This window comes from Parasedimentitalea nitratireducens (assembly GCF_057444295.1).
The window spans coordinates 12759-33422 of the sequence record NZ_JBYAXC010000021.1; the positions used below are offsets into that span (position 1 = coordinate 12759).

Genomic DNA, 20664 nt, shown 5'->3' on the forward strand with positions numbered 1-20664 from the left:
GCTCCAGCTTTAGAGAAAAGGTAGCAAGCTGTGCGGCCCGACCACGCGGGCCGCACAAGTACAGACTAGGACACTGTCTATTGTGCAAGTTTGATGGCGTCGACCAACTGGTTCACAGCATCTTGCGATGACATGTCCGAGTTGAAATGTGCAGTGGCAACATCAATGAACGCGCCACGAACCGCACCAGCCTGGGCAATTTCATGCGCCATGGAACCCAGCAGTGTTCCGCCTTCAGCGGCTGAAACCATGTCGGTCATCGACTTGATTGCACAGTCATCAAAGTTATCGCGCGCAACGTCGGTCCGCGCTGGGATCGAGCCTTTGAACAGATTGAATGTTTCCTGAAATTCAGTGCCCAGGATCAGCTCAGCAAGGACCGCCTGACCTTCGACATTGTCGTCACCTTTGACATTGAACATCGCAAAGCTGTCAGAGTTCAGCAGGTAACCATTGTCAGATGGGGTCGAGGCACAGATATAGTCGACACCGGCCACTTTGCCCGCAGCGGCGAACTCACCCTTGGCCCAGTCGCCCATGATCTGCATCGCAGCTTCGCCGCGCATAACCATTGCAGTTGCCAAGTTCCAGTCGCGACCCGGGAAGTCAGGATCCACATAGCCGCGCATCTTGCGCATCTGATCAAACACCTGAACCATGGTGTCCGAGCCCAGCGCATCCATGTCTAGCTCGACCAGAGCTTTGCGGTAGAACTCGGTTCCGCCAATGCCCAGCACAACGGTTTCAAACACAGTGGCATCCTGCCAAGGTTGGCCTCCATGCGCCAATGGAATGATCCCAGCAGCCAGCAACTTGTCGGCTGTCTCATTGAACTCTTCCCAAGTGGTCGGAACCTCGGCGCCAACTTTGGCCAACACTTCTGGATTGGCCCAGATCCAGTCGACGCGGTGAACGTTCACCGGTACGGCTACATACTTGCCTTCGTACTTAACGATGTTCTGAATAGCTTCGGGCAGAACTTTGTCCCACTCCTGAGCTGTAGCAACAGCAGTCAAGTCGCCCAGCGCACCAGCTTCGGCCCACTCCTGAATATTTGGCCCCTTGATCTGAACCGCAGCAGGCGGATCCCCTGCCAGCACCCGTGCGCGCAAAACAGCGGCCTGCGCATCACCGCCACCGCCAGCCACTGGTGCATCGACCCAATCACCACCGCGCGCAGCAAAGGCTTCTTGCAGGGCCTGAACAGCCTTAGCCTCTCCGCCTGATGTCCAATAGTGCAGGACTTCGGCTTTAGGATCCGCCACAGCAGGTGCAGCTGCAGTAACAGCGATCAATGAAACGGCGCCACATAGCGCCCGTGCAAATGTCTTCATGATATCCTCCCAGATAATCAGATGGTGCCGCCTCCTCCGGACTGGCCCTGGCAATAGGGTAGAGTGCTTCCGCCTATTTCCCTCATGTTGATTTGTTGCGTTTTGTTGCCAGGCTATTGGTTTTGCAGTCCATAGTGATACAAATCGTTACAAACGCCCCATACCAATAAGGAAAGACCGCAAATTGAGCCATGTTCACATCATCGAGGACGACAGCGAGATTTCCAGCCTGCTTTCGACTTATCTGAGTGATCGTGGATTTACCTGCACGATTTCAGGCTCGGCGGAACAGGCAAAAGGACTGCCACCAGATGAATTCGATGTTTGTATCGTTGACATCATGTTGCCTGGTGATGATGGGCTCAGTTACTGCCGCTGGCTACGCGAGCGTTCGGAACTACCGGTGATCATTCTATCTGCAGTCAAGGGAGATACCGAACGTATCATTGGCATTGAGCTGGGCGCTGATGACTATCTTGAGAAACCCTTCAATCCACGCGAGCTACTTGCGCGGATTAATGCTTTGTTGCGGCGCTCCAAAGGCGATATCGCAACTAAACCAACTGGCGGAAAAATCCATTTTTCGGGTTGGATGTTGGATCAGGACCGCCAAAAATTGCACAGCCCCGACGCCATGCTAGTTCCGCTTAGCTCAACCGAATATCAACTCATGACCACAATGATCTCGATTGCACCCGCGCCGGTAACCCGTGAAGACATTGCCCGCCAGATACTGGACGTCGAAATTGGCCCCGAAGATCGCCGTGTCGACATCCTGATCAGCCGCTTGCGCAAGAAACTCACGGCAGCTGATAGTACCGCCGATTTCATACGAACCGTACGCAACAAAGGTTACCAGTTTTGCGCTGAGTTCAACAACGAAACATGAGTGTTTTGCACCCTTTTCAATGGGGCCTTTCGCAACTGCCGCAATCCTTGGCCCAGCGGTTACCCCTGCTTGTCATTGCCTCATTCCTTGCTGGTGCGCTCGTCGCCGCATGGACCTCGTACAATCTATTTGAACGCCGCTCGGCACTCCACACTGCCGAAACGTCTGGGACTATTCTTCGACAGATTATTCAAGCGGCCCCCTTTTCCGACGCTTCTCAAGACAACACGCTTTATGTGTGGCGCAAGGTGCCAGGGTTCACAGCTCAGGAAACAGCCCACACCGTACCGTTAATTCTCACACTGGGTCCTGCACGCTATCGCGCCGCTGTGGTATTCGATCGTCCAGCCAAGCGCCCCGATCTTCTGCGCGCAGGTGAGCCGCCACAAACCGCAAGCCATCGTCTTGGGGATCTATCCAAAGGCATCGCCCGGCAAGATCGTGCAGCCACTCTGGTGCTATTTCTTCGCGATGGAGAGGCATTGCTGATAACCGCCCCCGAGTTATGGCGTGACCGGTTAACTGAAACAACTGTCGCCCTGATTGGTCTGATCGGTTTTATCATCGTGATACTGGCAATCCTGCCGCTGGCTTTGAACCTTGCAGCCCCGTTTCAGATCTTGGCAACCAACGACCATACCCCCCTGCCCGTTCTGGCATCCTCCGAAGCCCTGATGGCCCGCGATCATATCGTGCACCTAAAGGAGCGTTTTGCCCGCGACCAAGACAAACGGGTGCGTGGTCTGGCTGCAATTTCCCACGACCTGCGTACACCCGTAACCCGGCTACGACTGCGCACAGAATTGCTACCCGAGGATATCACCCGGGATAAATTCACCGCAGATCTGGATGAAATTTCCAGCATCGTTGACGGCGCGTTAGACCTACTCAGTATTCGCCATCAGCCTGAGGACAGCCATCGGTTTTCCCTAGCAGCTCTGCTCGAAAGTTTAGTTGATGACTATCGCGACACCGGTCGCGATGTCAGCTTCCACTGGCCCGATGAGCAGGATCTCGCAACCGTGCCATCAATTTTTGGACACAGCAGCCATGTGACCATCCGAGCCAGCGGCGAAAGCATGATGCGGGGCCAGCCTGACAAACTGCGCCGGGCCCTATCCAATCTGATCGACAATGGTTTGAAATACTCAGGCGAAGTGACAGTGTCGATCGCATCTCCCAGAGCAGATCAATTGCAGGTCGAAATCCGTGATCACGGCCCGGGCATTGCGCCAAATCGACTGGAAAGCGTGATGATGCCGTTTGTGCGCGGCCATGGACATAGTGCAGCCGGTGGCGTGGGACTAGGGTTGTCGATTGCCAACGAGATTGCTGAGTTACACGGCGGCGGTCTTACACTTGAAGACGCAGCACCAGGGCTTCGTGCCGTGTTGCGGGTCAGGCGTGGCCTGTCCTGACTAACTTCCGGCGCCCCATGTGTCCTTTAAACGATAACCACCTGGCCAAGGATCATCAGGATCCAACATGTGCTGATGGGTTCCAGTGATCCAACCGCGCCCCGATATCTGAGGGATAATAGCAGCGTTGCTGCCCACCTGCGTTTCAGCAACAATGCGGCCTGTAAATTGCGATCCGATGATCGAAGTCGCTGTAAACTCTTCCCCAATCCCCATTTCACCTCGCGCAGCCATCAATGCCATGCGTGCAGAAACCGCTGTTCCAGTTGGAGAACGGTCAACCTTGCCCGGTTGGATCGCCACAGCTGATCGCCCGTTCAGCATTCCCTCTTCTCGAGTTATGGCCCCCGCAAAGGCACAGAACGATATATGGGTCCAATCAGGGTTTTCGGGATGAGAAAATCCCAGTTGCTCATTGGCGGCATTGGTAATCCGTACACCAAGGCGGGCAATATCGGCTGCTTCATCCTCGATTATCTCAAAGCCAAGCGCTGCAGCATCGACAAACACAAAGCTGTCCCCACCAAAAGCGGTATCAACTTTCAATGCACCCAACCCTTCAACCTCCAGCTCCACATCCATTTTGGCGGCGAAACTCGGCAAGTTCTGCACTGTAATGCGCTCGGCCTTACCATTTCGGCATTCAGCCGTTACCCGGACCAGACCACCCGGCGCTTCCAGCAACAGTTCGGTAACAGGCTCCTGCATCGGGATAATGCCACCGTCCAACAGAACCGTCGCAACACAGATAGAGTTCGAACCAGACATCGGCGGTGTGTCTTCGGGCTCCATAATGATAAAGGCCGCATCAGCCTCGGGATGGTTGGTTGGCACCAGCAGATTGACGTGCCGGAAAACCCCGCCTCGCGGTTCGTTCAAAACAAAATTCCGAAGCGTCTGATCCCGGGCTATGAACGCCCGTTGCTGCCACAATGTGGCCCCCGGCGGCGGCGTCACACCACCAACGATCACATCTCCCACTTCACCCTCGGCGTGGCAGGAAATCACATGGATTATTTTGCTGCTGCGCATCTGGGGCCTCGGAGTTTCAGTGAGTGATGCCCTATAGAGAGCACCCTTAGTCTATAGTTGTCAAAACCTAGCCGGAGAAAATGGATCAACGGAAATGCTAGGAGTTGAACCCGCCAACATATCCGCAACCAACTCGGCAGTTCCCGCAGACTGTGTCAGACCCAAATGGCCATGTCCAAAGGCATAGATCACGCGATTTGCATTTGCCGCAACGCCAATGACTGGCAAGCTGTCCGGCATAGAGGGCCGGAACCCCATCCATTGCTTACCGCCAGTGGTATCCAGTTCAGGCAAGAACTTCGCAGCTTTGTCCAGCAGCACCTGCGCACGCCTATAGTTAGGTGGTAGCTTCAGACCACCAAGCTCAACAGCTCCACCAACCCGTACACCACCACCAATGCGACTAACTACAAACCCATGACCACCAAAGGTCACATGGGTGCGTAAATCAAACGCCCCTTCGGGCAGTGTAGTGTTGTAACCGCGTTCGGTTTCCAGTGGCAACTTGTCACCCAAGCTCCGTGCCAAGTGATGAGACCAAGCACCAGCAGCTACCACCACATGATCTGCTTCGCGCTGCCCATTTTCGATGGATATGCGCACGCGCTCACCTTGCTGCTCAAGGCTAGTAACCGTGGCCTGCTCGATCACGCCGCCTCGCGCTGTGAACTGATCCGCAAGATGGCGGGTCCAAGCCGCTGGATCACAGGTGTTCATCCAGTCCGGCGTAAAACTTGCGTGGGTAAATCTAGAATGCAGTCCCGGCTGGATCTCGGCAATTGGCCCTGCATTTTCCAGCAAGTCGAACTTGATACCCTGATTTCGCCTCATGTCCCATTGCGGCAGACTGGCACGAAACTCGGCTTCTCCTTCGTACAACTGCAACTGTCCGTCACGCTGCATAAAGGGTTCGCCCTGAACATCCGCAATCTGGCGTTCAAGCGCGGTGCGAGAAAAATCCATCAGCGACGTCTGGGCCGCGATTGCGCCCTGATACAAATCCCGCCAACTGGCTCGCCAGAACCGCAACATCCAAGGCGCTATTTTCAAAGCATAGGAAGGCGGAATGGATAGGGGGCCCATTGGGTCAAGCAACCACTTAGGCGCCTTACGCATGATACCCGGCGTTGCCAAAGGTATCACATCTGAGAATGCAAAGGCACCAGCATTCCCTTGTGACGCCTCTGCGGCGACCCCTTCCCGATCCAGCAGGGTGACCGAGAGCCCGCGCGCCTGCACTGCCAATGCGGTACTGACACCTACAATTCCAGCACCAATAACTATGACATGAGATTGTGCCATAAAGGGCTCCTAAGTATCGAAATTAGAGACGAATGCCCTGTGCATATGGGTCAGCGGAACTGAACACCAGATCAGCCAACGAGGTCACATAGGCTTCACCCGTAACGGTCGGCACCACACCGCCACCCTGACCTTCCCAATAGCTCAGCGTGTAGGTCGAACCGATGATGCTTTCCTGTATCCAGGTCTGACCCGATGCCAAAACTCCGTCTTCGGCCAAACAAGCCAACTTGGCTGAGCTGCCTGTCCCACACGGTGAGCGATCATAGGCGCCACTTGGACACAACACGAAGTTGCGACCGTTCGAAGTTTTTTCCTTGGGAGGACCAACAAACTCCACATGATCGATCCACGCACCGTCGCGACCAGTTATCCCAGCGGCTCCCAACGCATCACGGATCCGCACGGCCGCGTCGGTCAGAACACCGATATTGACTGTTTCAAGTGGCGCTGGCATATCCGAGGTCAGGAAGAACCAGTTACCACCCCAGGCAACATCCCCAGTGACGCGCCCGATTTCAGGCACATCAATCGTCACGTCCTTGTGCAACCGATAACTTTCAACATTTACCACTGAAGCACGGTTCATGTCGTGCAGCTCAACTTCAACCCGTCCTACTGGCGTTTCGAACATGTGGGTGCCCGGCACTATTCGCCCCAGATGGGCAAGTGAGATAGCAGTCCCAATCGTGGCGTGGCCACACATGCCCAGGTTTCCCACAGGGTTGAAATAGATCACCCCGGTGACACATTCTGGATCCGAAGGGCGCACCAAAAGGGCCCCTACCATCGCATCGTGCCCACGCGGCTCAAGCAGGACCGAGGCGCAAAAGTCGCTGTGCTCGCGCTCCAGCAACTCAGCACGTTCAGCAAGCGACCCACGACCAAGGTTGGGGCCGCCGCTCAGGATTACACGGGTGGGTTCACCCGCGGTATGACTGTCAATTACGCGCATTCTGCGACAACACCTGCTTGCTTGCTCCAGTCCGCATACCAGTTGCGGAACAATGTGTACTGTGCCTCAACATAGTTACGCTGACTATCCGACAGCACATCGGTTTCGTTGAAGTGATGAGTGTACTCGGAGTCACCGTTCAGAACCATCAGATGCTTGTAATACAGAACTAGGTCCGCGCCCTCATCAAACGAAGACAGAACACCCAGAGCCTCTTCCAGCTCAAGCGATTTCACGCGCGCTTCGGCGTTGCCTGTGGCCGCTTTTTCACACAGCGCAACCAGGTGCAGCACCTCACGAGGCAGTGCGTTGCCAATACCAGTGATCGCGCCACTGGCGTTACAATTGACAAACCCGTGGTAGACAGTTGTGTCGACACCAATCATCAGGGTGACATTGTCGTCTTTCGAGGTGATGTTTTCAGCCGCATAGCGAAGATCGTCTACTCCGCCAAATTCCTTGAACCCAACCAGGTTCGAGTGATCTTTGCGCAGGTCAAAGAACAGGTCTGCACGGGTTGCAAAACCATAGTAAGGGCTATTGTAGATCACAGCAGGAAGATCCGGAGCAGCGTTCAGAACGCCCGCAAAGTGCGCGCGTTGCGCAACGATGGACGTACCGCGCGACAAAACGCGCGGGATAACCATCAGGCCATGCGCCCCGACTTCGGCTGCATGGGCTGCATGGGCAGCTGCCTTAGCGGAGTTAACTGCGCCGGTTCCAACAATTGTAGGAACCCCTGCTGCAACCAAGCGAGCAACACCTTCCATGCGCTGCTCATCAGTCAGCAACGGCCAGTCGCCCATGGAGCCACAGTAGACCACTGCCGACATGCCCGCAGCGATCAGCTCCTGACCTTTGCGCACCAGCGCGTCAAAATCCGGCTGACGGTTAGCGTCACAGGGGGTCATCAGGGCCGGGATGCAGCCAGAAAAAATATTTTTAGTCATCGGTTGTTCCTTGCTGTTTCAGGCCCAGCGTGGGCTCAATATCAATTGCGATTGGTATAATGGATTTTGGATCCAATTTGCAATATGGAAAATCCAAGCTCTTCCCTCGCCTTGTAGCCACTGATATACAGTCAGGCAAGGAGACAAGCATGGCGTTGAAATTTGTTGATATTTCCAAAACTGCTTCGGCAGCGACAATCGTTTTTGACGCTCTGCGCAAAGCGATCATCGAGGGTGAACTGAAAGAAGGTGAGCCCCTGCGCCAAGACGAAATCGCACGCCTGTTCAACACCAGCCGAATCCCAGTACGCGAAGCGATTTCAAGGCTCGAAGAACACGGCCTCGTTAAAACCAGACGCTACAAGGGCGCTGTTGTATCAGGGCTATCTGCCGATGAAGCCTCTGAGATATTTGATTTTCGCGCGCTCATTGAACCTGAAGTCATGCGCCGTGCAGTGCCCAAGATGTCTAAGGGGCTACTGAAACAAGCCCGCGGCTATTGTGATGCCTTTTCAGCTTCCACCGATCCATTGGAGTGGGGAGACCTCAACCGTGAATTCCATTCTGCCCTCTATGGGGCCAGCGACCTCGGCTATCATTTGGAGGTTGTCGACAATGCCATGGACAGAGTTGACCGCTATCTTCGTGCGCAGCTGGTGCTCAGTGACGGAATGGACCGTGCAAACGAAGAACATCTTGCTATTCTTCGCGCCTGCGAACAAGGCAACGCTGATCTGGCTGCGAAACTGACCTTTGATCATATAGAAGGAGCGAAAAACTCCTTGATCAGCCGCATCAGCGGCTAAAGCCCCTACCCCAGCAAAACGGCCATTCTAAACCACCATCGGGAAAACTGAGGTTTTCTTTACAACGCCATAAACAAAACTTGTATCGATCGAAGCAATACCGCCGATCGCATGCAGTCGTTTGCGTACAAAATTCTCATAGTCCGACAAATCGGCCACTACGACGCGTAATAGATAGTCCGAAACCCCGGTCATGACGAAGCACTCCAAAACCTCATCAACCCTCTTCACACTTTGCTCAAATTTCTGAACGCAGTCTTCAGTGTGCCGATCCAAGGTAACTCGCACAAAAACCGTTACCGGTAGCCCATAGGCCTTGGCATCCACCTCTGCGCTGTAGCCTTTGATGGCGCCGCTTTTCTCCAACAGTTTCACCCGACGCAGACAGGGAGACGGCGACAGGTTCACCTCAGCCGCCAGATCTTGGTTCGTCATCCTGCCATTGCGCTGCAGTGCGCGTATAATTTGGCGATCCTTGCTATCCACTTTACGTCCCCTAGCGATTTATGCCAAGAACTGCCGCCTTTCAGCAAGATGTGCAACTTTTTTTGACGACTGCTGGCATGCTTACCCTCTTCGAGGTCGCAAGGGCAAAAGGCGACTATCACAGTATCTTTGTGACATCGCAGCCAGAGCAGAAATTATCCGTCATTCCCAGACTACGAGTCTCTATCCCACCATTCATATAAGCCTTTGGAAACTGAACAAGTTAAGCTAGGCTTTTTTGAATTCTCAGCACCTTTTCAGACAGATCGTACCTTGGACGGACAATCAGTCGCCATAAAAGACTAACTAATAGGGACAGGAACAAATGAATAATCGTTTGCGTAAAATCACCATAGTAGGCGGAGGCACGGCAGGATGGATGACCGCGCTGATCCTGGATATGGTGCTTTCCCGCACTTCAGGACCCAAAGATCGGCCGCGCATTTGCCTGATCGAGAGCCCCAACATCGCAACCGTAGGTGTTGGTGAAGCCACAGTACCGCGCATGCCACGCACCCTCCGTGAAGCGGGCATTTCAGAGCGGGATTTTTTCCGCGAGACCAATGCGTCATTCAAACTGGGGGTGAAGTTTTGCAATTGGAACAACGACGCTAAGGGTAATCGCATCGACTATGTGAACCCCTTTGCCCACGGTCAGATGTTGCATGGGTTAGAGTCTGCCGAGTATTTCTTACGCTTTGGCAATGGCGATCGGGACTTCACGCAGTCCATCTCACCACACGATCATCTGGGCCGCATGTGCAAAGGCGCGAGGCCGCTTGGCCAGCCCGAGTTTGAGCAACGGCTTGGTTATGCGTATCATCTGGACGCTGTGAAATTTGCCGGCATGCTCACCAAGATCTGTACCAAGCGCGGCGTGGAGCATATACAAGACGAGGTGCAATCGGTCGAGCTGGATGAACAGGGCAACGTCAGCCATGTGATGTTAGAGAACAAGGGCCGCCATGACATCGAAATGGTAGTAGATTGTACCGGGTTTCGCGGGTTGATAATCAACAAGGCACTTGGCGAGCCGTTTGTGGATTACTCGGACTATCTGCCCAACGATCGCGCGCTGGCATTGCAGATCGAACATCCCGATCCAGAGAAAATCGAAAGCCTCACACGGTCTACCGCACTTGGCGCTGGTTGGACATGGCGGGTGCCGCTCTACAACCGTGTGGGCACGGGCTATGTGTTCTCCTCTGCCCATCGTACCGATGATCAGGCGGCCGATGAATACCTCGAATGGCTGGGTGACAGCGGCAAGGGTGCGACGCCGCGCGTGATCCCGTTGCGCATCGGGCGTGCGCGCAATGCTTGGGTCAAGAACTGCGTGGCGATCGGTCTGTCGGGCGGGTTTATTGAGCCGTTAGAGAGTACCGCGATCCATATGATTGATCATGCGGTGCGCTGGTTCGCGGAGCACTTGCCCACGCGAGACATCGAGCCGTCACTGCGGACAAGATTTAATCGACAGGTGAATAAGCTCAATGAAGAGGTTCTGGATTTCATCTGCCTGCACTATCGATTGGGCAACCGCACGGATGACCAATATTGGATCGACGCGCGCAACGAATTGAAGATATCGGATCGGTTGGCCGAGAACCTCGAGTTGTGGCAGCACCGCCTGCCGATGGCCCATGATATCGAGTTCGCCACGCTCTTTGACCACCGCGTTTATCAGACGGTTCTTTTGGGCAAACAGGTCTATGATACGGGCTATGGCTCTGGCATCCGTGATCGTATGCGGCCGTTGAAGAAACCGATTTGGTACCAGTGGGTGAAGGGCGCGAAAACGGACCTAGCCCAGATACTCAAAACGATGCCGGATCACAAAACACTGCTGCGCGATATCCGAGGGGAGCTGAAACAACCCGCCTTTGGAATGGGCGCAGCGATGAAATCGACAGTGGCGATGCCGGGCGAGGCACCGGCCCCCTTGGTAATTCAGAACATGCCGAACCTCGCCGAAATCCAAAGCGGTGCGAAGGATTTGCAACTGTTCTAGGGATGCTTTGCGCGCTACGCCCGAGTATGTTTGATATAAAGATGAGGGGCGGGATGTTAAATCTCGGCCCTCACGCGGCCCTAGTGACCTTTGCAAAGTCACCCGTACAGCCCGGAGCGGTCAAAAGCATATGGCGGGAGCCGGTCCAAATTCCTCGCAGTCATCAAGGCAAATGGCTGCCTTGCGACCCTACCCCTCAATGCTCTGTACAAGAATATCCGCGGCTTCCTGCAATTCCTCTAAGGGGATTCCACCACGTACCATAACGCGAAGTCCGAAATACCCAGCGGTGAGCGATATTGCTGTTTCGCGGCGTAAGCTGACGTTTTTGTTGTAAACCGCCGAGGCCGTCAGCGCTTTGTCAAATAATGCAGTGGTATCTTGGATGCCCACACACACTGTTTGCATGGTGGCGTGATCCTCACCCGCATGATCAATTGCAGCGTTGCAGATGAAGCACCCCAAGCGATCCCCGTCTCGAACGGGTGCAAGTACCGCATCAAACATGTCGCGAAACCTGTCTCGTGCCGTTGTGGCCTGCAGAAACACCGCCGCCAGATTGGCTACGTCCTGGTCACGGTAAAGGTTCAAAGACTGTTCATACATAGCGTCCTTGTTGCCGAACTCCCGGTAGAGCGATTGCTTTTTTAGCCCGGTGGCATTTTCCAAGTCCTGCATCGAGGTGCCGTGATATCCCTTCTCCCAGAAAGTTTTCTGTAGGGCACGCAAAGCGATGTCCGGGTTAAATTCCTTAGGCCTGGCCATTTGTTTCAGCTCCTCTCGTATATGTTACCAATCGGTCCACTATTATTATTGACCGAACGGTCCGAAATGCTTAAATCAGTTTTCACCGGCAGGCAAGAGCCTGCGGGTGCATCCATTTTCAACCTTGCAGCTAACGTTCGTATTCACATTCCTTCGCCTTTTGAGGACGAAGACCGCACTCGGAGAAACGTAGAATGACCATCGCAACCGACTCCCCGCTCAAAGCAGATCACGGCAATAAAATTCAGGAATTAGCCACCAAAGGTCTCTTCGCGTCACTTATACTGGTGTTCCTGTGGTTTGGTGGCATGAAGTTCACCGCCTATGAAGCTGGGGCGATCCGTGGGCTGATTGAAAACTCCCCCTTCCTCGGCTGGCTCTATGCTGGGCTGTCGGAACAAGCCGTTTCCATTCTGTTTGGGCTTGCCGAGTTGACCATTGCCGGCTTGCTGGCAACCCGGTTTTTTGCACCGAAATTCGCGGTACTTGGTGCAACTGGCGCAGTGTTGACCTTCCTTGTCACGCTAAGCTTCTTCGTTTCGACACCTGGCGTTTTCATTCCCGACACCGGCCCTCTGGCAATTTCAGTGGTACCTGGTCAGTTCATTCTGAAGGACGCCGTGTTGCTGTTTGCATCGCTCTTTGCCTTGGGCAACGCCCTGACAGCACAAGAGTAATTTTGCGGATCTATCTAAGAGAACTATCCGAGGCATCGTGTTCTCTGGTCAGCACCTCACCACCATTACGAGGTGCTGCTCAAACATCGCAACCAATTACGGAGTACTATGACATGACAAATAAACTTAGATACGGATTTGCTGCTATGCTCAGTGCTGCTGTTCTGGCGGCTGGGATGATGTCACCCCCGGCGACTGCTCAGGACAAGGCAGATTGGCAGCCGAAATGGACCAAAGACGGGCAACTGGTACTCCCCGAGGGCTACCGCAAATGGGTTTACCTGGGCTCGCCCCTGACCCCCAATGGCCTGAATGACGGCGCGGCTGGTTTTCCTGAATTCCACAATGTCTACATCCAGCCGGAAGCCTTTGCGATCTACGAGGAGACTGGCGAATTTGCAGAAGGTACGATCCTGCTGAAGGAACTCCAGCTGGTAGCGGAGCCGCAAGAGGATGACGGATCGCGGTACGAGGTTTCCGGCCGTGGATATTTTCCAGGTGCCTACAATGGCATAGACATTGCCGTAAAGGATTCCAGTCGTTTTGCCGAAAGCCAGAACTGGGGCTACTTCAACTTTGGCCACCACGCCCCGCCATATGCCGAAACGGCAGCCGCGGCACCGATCAGCGCCTGTGCCCAATGCCATATCGATAATGCCGACCGGGATATGGTGTTTACCCGCTTCTATGGGCTTCTGAACTAGGCCGCCAACGCTAGCATAAGCAGTACATGCGGGTGCGTCTAACTTGGTGACGGCCCGTTTTTCCTAAATAACGCTCGTCAAATATCACGCTAACTCAAGATCGATCAAAGGTAAGAGGCAACCCAAATGACACAGAAATTCGATATCATTATCATCGGTGGCGGCAATGCAGGATTTGGCGTTTCAGCGGTTGCTCATGACGCGGGCAAGTCGATTGCCTTCATCGAAGAACGCGATTTCGGCGGAACCTGCCCAAACCGGGGCTGCACCCCAAAGAAGGTATTGGTTGCGGCCGCACATGCGTTGCACGAAATCGAAACTGCAAACGCCCATTGCATCGAGGTGGGGAAACCAAAGCTGGACTGGTCAGCTTTGATCCGCCGAGAGAAAGCCATGATCAATTTCATTCCAGATGCCATGGGGGATCTGGCAGCTAAACGGGGCACCGTGTTTCGCGGCCGCGGTGCCTTTACCGGCCCCAATTCGGTTGAGGTTAACGGGCAGGAACTGACAGCCGACAACATCGTAATCGCTACGGGGTCTCGCACGCGTCAATTGCCAATTCCCGGCGCCGAATACATGATCACCTCGGACGAGGTTTTGTCAGATGAAAACCAGCCGAAGGAGGTTGTATTCATCGGAGGTGGTGTAATTGCCATGGAATTCAGCCATGTATATGCGCGCGCAGGCACCAAGGTAACAATACTAGAGGCTATGCCGCAGCTGCTGCCACGTATGGATGTCGACGCGGTGAATGTCATCAAGGCAGAAAGCGAACGCCTAGGCATTGTTATCCAAACGGGCGTCAAAGTCGAAGAGATCACCCAAGATGGTGAGACATTGAGCGTGAAATACTCGATCAACGACGAGGATCATGTCGTAGCTGTCGATCGTGTCGTAAACGGAGCGGGCCGAATTGCGAACACCGATGGTCTGAACCTCGACGTTGCGGGCATCGAACATGATGGCATTGCGATCAAGGTTGATGAAACAATGTGCTCGGTGTCCAACCCTTCTATCTGGGTCGCGGGTGATGCATTGGTCAATACGCCGCAACTGTCCCCCGTCGCCACACACGAGGGACGCCTGATCGGCAAGGCCATCGTATCCGGATCTGGCCAGAGCGCTGATTTCTCCGGGTTGCCAAGCTGCGTTTACACAGTTCCAGCTATCAGCACCGTTGGCATAACCGAGGCCGAGGCACACAGCAAAGGCATAGATTTCAGAGTTACTAAGAATGATATGACCGGATGGTTCTCGGGAAAATCATACGCTGAATCCGCCGCCTGGGCGAAAGTGCTGATCGATAATGAAACCGATCAGTTCCTCGGCGCTCATTTGGTTGGACACCAAGGGGAGGACCTAATCCACCTCTTTGCGATGGCCATGCAGCACAACATTACGGCCGCAGAGTTCCAAACCAGCCACTTTGCCTTTCCGACATTCTCGTCCGACGCAAAGAACCTGTTTTAGGGACAAAGGGAGGCAAGGCTTGCCGTTACTGCGAACCTGGAATTTCTGATACTAATGTTTCTGTGACGCCGACGCCGCTTGGTAAGATTAACTTAAGCGCTTTCCGAACCGCTAAACATAGCACTTCCCCAGACTTGGGGTGGTGCTATCAAACTGTAGGAGGCAAAGCAAAATACAATGATCGATCTTGAAACCATTGGCTTGGCGGCGGCTGCCAATGGTGTACCGAGGCAGTGTTTCAGGCCTTGTCAGGCGTGCGTAACGTACGGCAAGGTTTTATCCGCACAATTTCGCCAGATGACCGTTGGTCAGAGACCGTGGAGGTCGACTTTAACCCTGAAGAGATCACTCTGTCTGACTCGCAAACCGTACACTTGGCGACCCACGCCAGCACGTCCAAGCATAGTATGCGGGAGTATGATTTGAACCTCTGGCTTTCAGGTTATGAGGCTGATGAGGTAAAGACGTTTAGCAATTGATCAATACCCTTAAGCCTCCGCGGTCGCATCCAAGCGCCCGGTAGAAATAGGGACGATTACTGGAAAGACCGGTTAGGTTAGCCGACCTATACTTTAGACTACACAATGTAGCGAAAGATGCATCTGACTTATCATTTGAACCTGTAGTCGTTTGCGAGCACGTTGCCTAACCTAAGTACATATGCTGCCACATACCGAATCTGACAATCGTTCAAAGCGGTTTTCAATTCGCAAGATAAGTTGCAAACGTCAGCGCTCAGAAGTTTACACTTCAGAGCTGCTCTAGCTGCAAATATTGCTCGGGTTCACCACGGATCTGACAATGTGATTTCGATTATCTGGCACCATGAGGCGTTGTTACGGTCGGTCGCTGCTCGCTCTGACCTGTAACGGCAAAAACAAACGGGCTCAGGTTAGCCGCAAAAGCTGACCAAGCAGGAATGACTTGCAGATCTGTGATTTCAAAACACGGGCCGTCATTTCTAACCCCCCATATCCACGGGCTGAAAAGCTGTTGGGCGGGGAGCTAACAGGGAAAGAAGGACAAGTCTAATGACTACGAATGTATCTCCTCTCAATGACTGCAATACTGCAAACTACACAGGCCACAATGTGTATTCTATGCCTTCACACGGAGAGCAGGGACAACATTTATCCTTAAAACGGGCCAGAATATCGTCTTCTCGGACCCGCGAAAGAACTCAAAGCGTGGGTGACAGCAGGATACTATCCAAGATGCTGGATTCTATAGACAAAGACCTTTTCAGTGATCTCATCAGCATCCTCGAAGAAGACGATAATTGCGAAATAATTCAGTATCCTGTTACATCCTAAATTGCTTGGTACATCAGCTGGTGCAAGTGGGCTGCAATAGTTCAATCGAGCTTTCGTCTTCCCCCTTTTTGGAAAAATAGGGGGACCTCACCGATCTACTTGGTTGAAGCGATCTCGATATGATCCGAAGCCACCCCCTGCCTACAAGCTGGAGTGAGGGTGGCTTAGCATACCCCCAATACTCCTCAAACGGCTTCGTTTCTGGCCTGATGAACGCACGGTCGGACATTAAAGGCCGCTTTGCAGACGTCTTTTAACGAAAACTGTGCAAATCACTGTTGCCAGATTTGGCTTTGCACAGTTTATCAAATTGAAGCAAATCTAGGCATTCAACAACGCACTCGTCAGGTCAAAATGTGTTGCCCCAGTAACCGCTCCAGCACTTGGCTTGGTGCTATGAATTTGTGCTGACTGACACTGCCAAAACAACGGTTAACTGGCTGACCACCTTTGAGCTGTTTTCTAGACACCGATCACATTAAGTCGAACACTTCCCCACCAATCTCAACATTGATCTGATCCTGGCCAGCGCCATCGACCAACGCCCACAGAATTTGGCCGGTGGGTTTGTAAATCACAAAGGCTTCCTGCAGAGTATCATCACCAGCACGCGACCCGACATCCTCACCAGAATGGGTCAGATTGACCTGAAAATCATCCGCAGTAGCCCCAGAGCCGCCAAAAAATAGTACGTCATCTTCGGCGGCTGTGTAGTCCTGGATCCAGTCCGAACCATGGCCAGCGATCCCCAAGTGGTAGAATTTATCCGCCCCTGCGCCGCCGTTGACACGGTCGTGGCCATATCCCCCATTTAGAAAATCGTTACCGGCGCCTCCAAAAATCAGATCAGAGAATGCCGCCCCAGTGATTACATCGTTGCCGTCTTGACCGACCAGCTCGTCGCTACCATACCCACCGGAAATACTGTCATTGCCGTCCATGCCATAGATCAGGTCATTGCCATATCCACCGTCGATGCTGTCGTTGCCTGCGCCGCCAAAAATAACGTCGCGTAGATCCGCCGAACTCTCACCACCAAAGATGAAGTCATCTCCATCGCCACCGTTTAGAGTGTCATGACCGTCGCCGCCGTTGAGCTTATCATCATCTTCACCGCCATTTATTTTGTCGTTGCCGCTACCGCCAAAAATGGTATCCGCCCCCTGCTGGCCATACAGTCTGTCATCCCCCGCATCACCGTAAATCAAGTCATCACCACCCCAACCATTCACGATATCCATACCCTCGTTGGCATCGATCGTATCGTTGCCACGATTACCAATTATATGATCATCGCCAGCGCCTGCGATCACCCAATCGTCCCCGCTGCCAGCGTCAATACTGTCGTCCCCACTGCCACCGGCAATAATATCGCTCTCGCTACTTCCGACGATATTCATATCTTCATCAACAACATCGGCTGGCGGTGGAGTAAAGTCATCAACACTTGAAGCATCATGGTGGTAGGTTATCTGGATGACTTCGTAAGGTTTCAGCTGAAAGTTCAAACTGGTGCCGCCGCCAAGTTCACTTTCATCAAAAGTCGTGATCTTTGCCCGAACGTCGTGTTCGTTCAGGTAGTAGTTCTCACCTTCTAATGTGACATACTCAGAATCCACGAATTCATCGATTTTGCCATTGAAATGCCGACCGTTGGAAGTCGCAGGATCATATCCTACCAAAATGCCATCAACAGCGAGGTAGCTATTGATGTAGCCGCTCAGATCAAGCGAGATATCCGACATTTCCTCAGTAAACGACGAAACATATAAAACGGTTTTCGAGTCGCTTGCGTAAGCATTCACGTTAACAGTGTTGTCCAATCCCTCGAAACTCAAATTCACGACGTCGGTTCCGACAAGCGAAGTGCTCATCAAGTCGAAAACAGCACCGCCAATTGAGTTGATGACCAGCCCAGTCTGTGGATCGACCACAACTTCTCCTGATCCGGCAAGATCGTTAGCGGTATTGTGATGGGGGGGCCATACAAATGCAGCATCAACCCCCATAGTCACCATATACTCAAACTGCTGCAGCAAAATGGGAGCAGCACGCATCCCCAAAGCGTCCATATTACGGTTGGTGATGTTCCACTCTGTAATATGTAGGTCCAGCGGCCGGTCTAATTCACTTTCCCAAACGCTGTGCTTTTGAGGGATGAAGTTCAATTCCTGAGAGGACCCAGTAAGTTCGTCCGGAAAGATATTGTAATAGTAATGCTCAACAACAGCATCAATTTCATTAAGAGCAGGCGCGGAAATATTTTCAATTATTTCCTCATTAGCTGCAACAACACGGTCACTCCACGAACCGGTTCCAGACGGATAGCTTGTAGAGGCCCCAGAAGGGTTTGCCATTTGTACAAGAATTTGAGGATCGTAATCGAATTCAGAAGCGGCCTCTTCAATTGCAATAATGGTCTCATTTGCAACAGCGCCATATTCTGCTTCACTTTGTTTTTGCCAATACTCATTTCCAACTTCAAATCCAGTTACGATATCTCCATAACTAGCGAGCACAATTTCAACAAACTTGGATATTACTTCGGGGCCTGGGTAGCTTTCAAAAGTTGGTGTCACCAACAGTACTTTATAGTTTTCTGCTTTGGCCCACTCTAAAAACGAGGTCAGGTGACCATGCAAGCCCTCACCATCCAGCATTCCATCGGCATAAATGGTATCTGGCTGTCCCGCCGGATACCTCAATGTAGCAATATCTAACTGCTCAACCGCATCTTGGAAGTCTGCTGTTGGAACACCTTCGGCAGTGTTTTTAGTCGAAATGATGTTGCCCGAAAACAGCTCCATCTTTACCCGAGCATCAGTTTCAGAATCCGATGCATATTTAAGATCCAATTTCGACATTCCACCCGCCACTTTATCGTTGATTTTCTTCAGCGTTACGGGTTTGTGTGTCTCAGACCAAATATCTAAAGCGGGTGATTTGACTTAAATTTTACGCCCCTCACTCAGGCTGATATCAGGGAATTAACTATTATAAACAAGAAACTAAATGCTCGCCGATCAAACGACAGTATTTCAAGCATTGCGTTATTGTCTCTCGTTTCGAAACAGTCAGATTGCCATTGAAGTTGCTCGATAAAATGAAAGGCGTTAACTCTCCACTACAATCTAGCACCTCATTTTGTTAAAAATATATTCGCAGAAAGCCTACTGCAATCAAGAAAATCAGAGCCCGCATTTGAATAAAATCAGCCAAACCTTCCAGGTCTCGAAACCAAGAAAGTCACAACAGCGGACACAGGCAAACCCACAAATAGCCTTAGGTCTGTCGCAAAATGAACAAATGTGACAACACAGGATCTCTTCTGATTCTCCTCCAAATCTGTGTTCAAACCATCCCAGAAAAGCACCAGATAGCCAGATAGCATGGCTGAGATTCAGCGGAGGCAGATCCGTCGTAAGACCGGCCTCCTTCGAAGATCAGCGAAGATCCCGCTTTGGGTGCAGCCACAAAACGTGGTGATCGCGCTTTCACGAAGAAGTCTTTCAAGCCCTAATACTGAGAAGCAGCTTCAGTAAACGTTGTGGGTAGCAACGAATGAGTGCGGCCCACCTTTTAGGGGGTGTTAGCTACTACACTGCTTAGGCAGGCCGCGGCCCCGCTGGGCTGCGGGACATGAATAAGGTAGTCTATTGTGCAAATTTGGCCAGCAAGGGTAACTCATGGTGAAACAGTCCATGTATCGTAAACGCAGAGCTCTGGGTGGACTGGACCTGTCGCGTTTTGGTGCCACCCCAAGTGCTCGTTTAGGCCACTTTCCGTTCGAAAGCGACCGTGCTTTTCCAGCCCTGTGCTGAGTATCGGCGTCGCGGATTATAGAATCCATTGATGTATTCGAAGATCGCCATCTCAGCTTGCCTGCGCCCTTGCCATCACCGACGCCAGATCAGTTTGGCTTGATGGTTTTGAAGAAGGTTTCGGCGGCTGCGTTATCATAGAAATTACCTTTTCCGCTCGTCGACGCCCTGAACCCATGCTGGCGCAGGATCTTGTGGTAATCGTGATAGCAATATTGGCTGCCACGGTCCGTGTGATGGATGCAGCCCTTTGGACGGCGCTCGGAGGGCTACCAACACGGCGATGCCCCACATCCAGACCAATCTCTTTCAGTTCTTCCATCATCCGTGGCCTACCATAGCTGCCCAAGCTGAGACGGGACTGCTCCTTGATATGTGCCAGCGTGACCAGGTCAGACCGAAGATTCCGTAACTGGTCCAAAAGATCCGTATATTCTAGGTGTCTGTTCACAGGAAGCTTCATTTCGGCGTAGTGTGAAAAACCAATAGTTGATAAGAGCCATTACCCTCTAACGCCGCCTGTTTCTGCTGTTGCGCATAGATCACGCTGGTTTTCGCTGCCTGTTGCTTCCGTAGTGCTTCCGGTGCCAAGCATTCAGCGCAAATAACCTCCCAGAGGAGGCGCGTTAAGCTATTGTACTATCTGTATTATTATTGGTTGCGGGAGTAGGATTTGAACCTACGACCTTCAGGTTATGAGCCTGACGAGCTACCGGGCTGCTCCATCC

At 52.7% G+C, this 20664-nt stretch carries 15 protein-coding genes and 2 pseudogenes; 8 read left to right on the plus strand and 9 right to left on the minus strand.

The annotated features are described in order from the left end of the window. Positions 1–77: 77 nt before the first annotated feature. Positions 78–1334: an ABC transporter substrate-binding protein gene (locus tag AC2T28_RS23955; protein ID WP_486751130.1), complete on the minus strand. Its 1257-nt coding sequence runs from the start codon at positions 1332–1334 to the stop codon at positions 78–80. Between the two features lie 184 nt (positions 1335–1518). Here AC2T28_RS23955 and AC2T28_RS23960 point away from each other — a divergent pair, with 184 nt between their 5' ends. Next, positions 1519–2223: a response regulator transcription factor gene (locus AC2T28_RS23960; RefSeq protein ID WP_486751131.1), complete on the plus strand. Its 705-nt coding sequence runs from the start codon at positions 1519–1521 to the stop codon at positions 2221–2223. After that, the gene (locus AC2T28_RS23965; RefSeq protein ID WP_486751132.1) at positions 2220–3641 is read left to right on the plus strand and encodes a sensor histidine kinase; all 1422 of its coding nucleotides are present in this window, start codon (positions 2220–2222) and stop codon (positions 3639–3641) included. Before AC2T28_RS23960 ends, AC2T28_RS23965 begins: the two co-directional genes overlap by 4 nt. On the opposite strand, the gene AC2T28_RS23970 is transcribed toward AC2T28_RS23965, so the two are convergent. Genes AC2T28_RS23970 through AC2T28_RS23985 form a run of 4 tightly spaced genes read right to left on the minus strand, consistent with a single transcriptional unit; the run spans position 3642 to position 7880 of the window. Further along, positions 3642–4673: a trans-3-hydroxy-L-proline dehydratase gene (locus AC2T28_RS23970; protein ID WP_486751133.1), complete on the minus strand. Its 1032-nt coding sequence runs from the start codon at positions 4671–4673 to the stop codon at positions 3642–3644. Between the two features lie 60 nt (positions 4674–4733). After that, the gene (locus AC2T28_RS23975) at positions 4734–5975 is read right to left on the minus strand and encodes an NAD(P)/FAD-dependent oxidoreductase (protein ID WP_486751134.1); all 1242 of its coding nucleotides are present in this window, start codon (positions 5973–5975) and stop codon (positions 4734–4736) included. 22 nt (positions 5976–5997) lie between these two features. Beyond that, the gene (locus AC2T28_RS23980; RefSeq protein ID WP_486751135.1) at positions 5998–6930 is read right to left on the minus strand and encodes a 4-hydroxyproline epimerase; all 933 of its coding nucleotides are present in this window, start codon (positions 6928–6930) and stop codon (positions 5998–6000) included. Next, positions 6921–7880: a dihydrodipicolinate synthase family protein gene (locus tag AC2T28_RS23985; protein ID WP_486751136.1), complete on the minus strand. Its 960-nt coding sequence runs from the start codon at positions 7878–7880 to the stop codon at positions 6921–6923. Before AC2T28_RS23985 ends, AC2T28_RS23980 begins: the two co-directional genes overlap by 10 nt. Positions 7881–8029: 149 nt before the next feature. On the opposite strand from AC2T28_RS23985, the gene AC2T28_RS23990 reads away from it, so the two are divergent. Beyond that, positions 8030–8686, plus strand: a complete 657-nt coding sequence (locus AC2T28_RS23990) for a GntR family transcriptional regulator (protein ID WP_486751137.1) — start codon at positions 8030–8032, stop codon at positions 8684–8686. Positions 8687–8713: 27 nt separating this feature from the next. Here the strand turns inward: AC2T28_RS23990 and AC2T28_RS23995 are convergent, their stop codons facing one another. After that, positions 8714–9172 (minus strand): Lrp/AsnC family transcriptional regulator, encoded by a 459-nt coding sequence (locus tag AC2T28_RS23995; protein WP_486751138.1) that lies wholly within the window; start codon positions 9170–9172, stop codon positions 8714–8716. Between the two features lie 325 nt (positions 9173–9497). Here AC2T28_RS23995 and AC2T28_RS24000 point away from each other — a divergent pair, with 325 nt between their 5' ends. Further along, positions 9498–11183, plus strand: a complete 1686-nt coding sequence (locus AC2T28_RS24000) for a tryptophan halogenase family protein (protein ID WP_486751139.1) — start codon at positions 9498–9500, stop codon at positions 11181–11183. Positions 11184–11372: 189 nt separating this feature from the next. Here the strand turns inward: AC2T28_RS24000 and AC2T28_RS24005 are convergent, their stop codons facing one another. Further along, a complete protein-coding gene (locus tag AC2T28_RS24005) occupies positions 11373–11948 on the minus strand; it encodes a TetR/AcrR family transcriptional regulator (protein ID WP_486751140.1) in 576 nt (191 codons plus the stop codon). Positions 11949–12142: 194 nt separating this feature from the next. Here AC2T28_RS24005 and AC2T28_RS24010 point away from each other — a divergent pair, with 194 nt between their 5' ends. From AC2T28_RS24010 to AC2T28_RS24025, 4 genes and pseudogenes are all read left to right on the plus strand, one after another. Then, entirely contained in the window at positions 12143–12625 is a 483-nt protein-coding gene (locus tag AC2T28_RS24010) for a DUF417 family protein (protein ID WP_486751141.1), read from the plus strand. Positions 12626–12738: 113 nt separating this feature from the next. Then, positions 12739–13329, plus strand: a complete 591-nt coding sequence (locus tag AC2T28_RS24015; RefSeq protein ID WP_486751142.1) for a cytochrome P460 family protein — start codon at positions 12739–12741, stop codon at positions 13327–13329. A gap of 126 nt (positions 13330–13455) precedes the next feature. Beyond that, entirely contained in the window at positions 13456–14802 is a 1347-nt protein-coding gene (locus tag AC2T28_RS24020; RefSeq protein WP_486751143.1) for a dihydrolipoyl dehydrogenase family protein, read from the plus strand. A gap of 209 nt (positions 14803–15011) precedes the next feature. After that, positions 15012–15281: pseudogene (locus tag AC2T28_RS24025) on the plus strand (peptide-methionine (S)-S-oxide reductase); the annotation flags it as partial. 1307 nt (positions 15282–16588) lie between these two features. Here the strand turns inward: AC2T28_RS24025 and AC2T28_RS24030 are convergent. Continuing rightward, positions 16589–18979, minus strand: a complete 2391-nt coding sequence (locus AC2T28_RS24030; protein ID WP_486751144.1) for a calcium-binding protein — start codon at positions 18977–18979, stop codon at positions 16589–16591. 906 nt (positions 18980–19885) lie between these two features. Further along, a pseudogene (locus AC2T28_RS24035) lies at positions 19886–20345 on the minus strand (IS3 family transposase); the annotation flags it as partial. Positions 20346–20664: the final 319 nt, after the last annotated feature.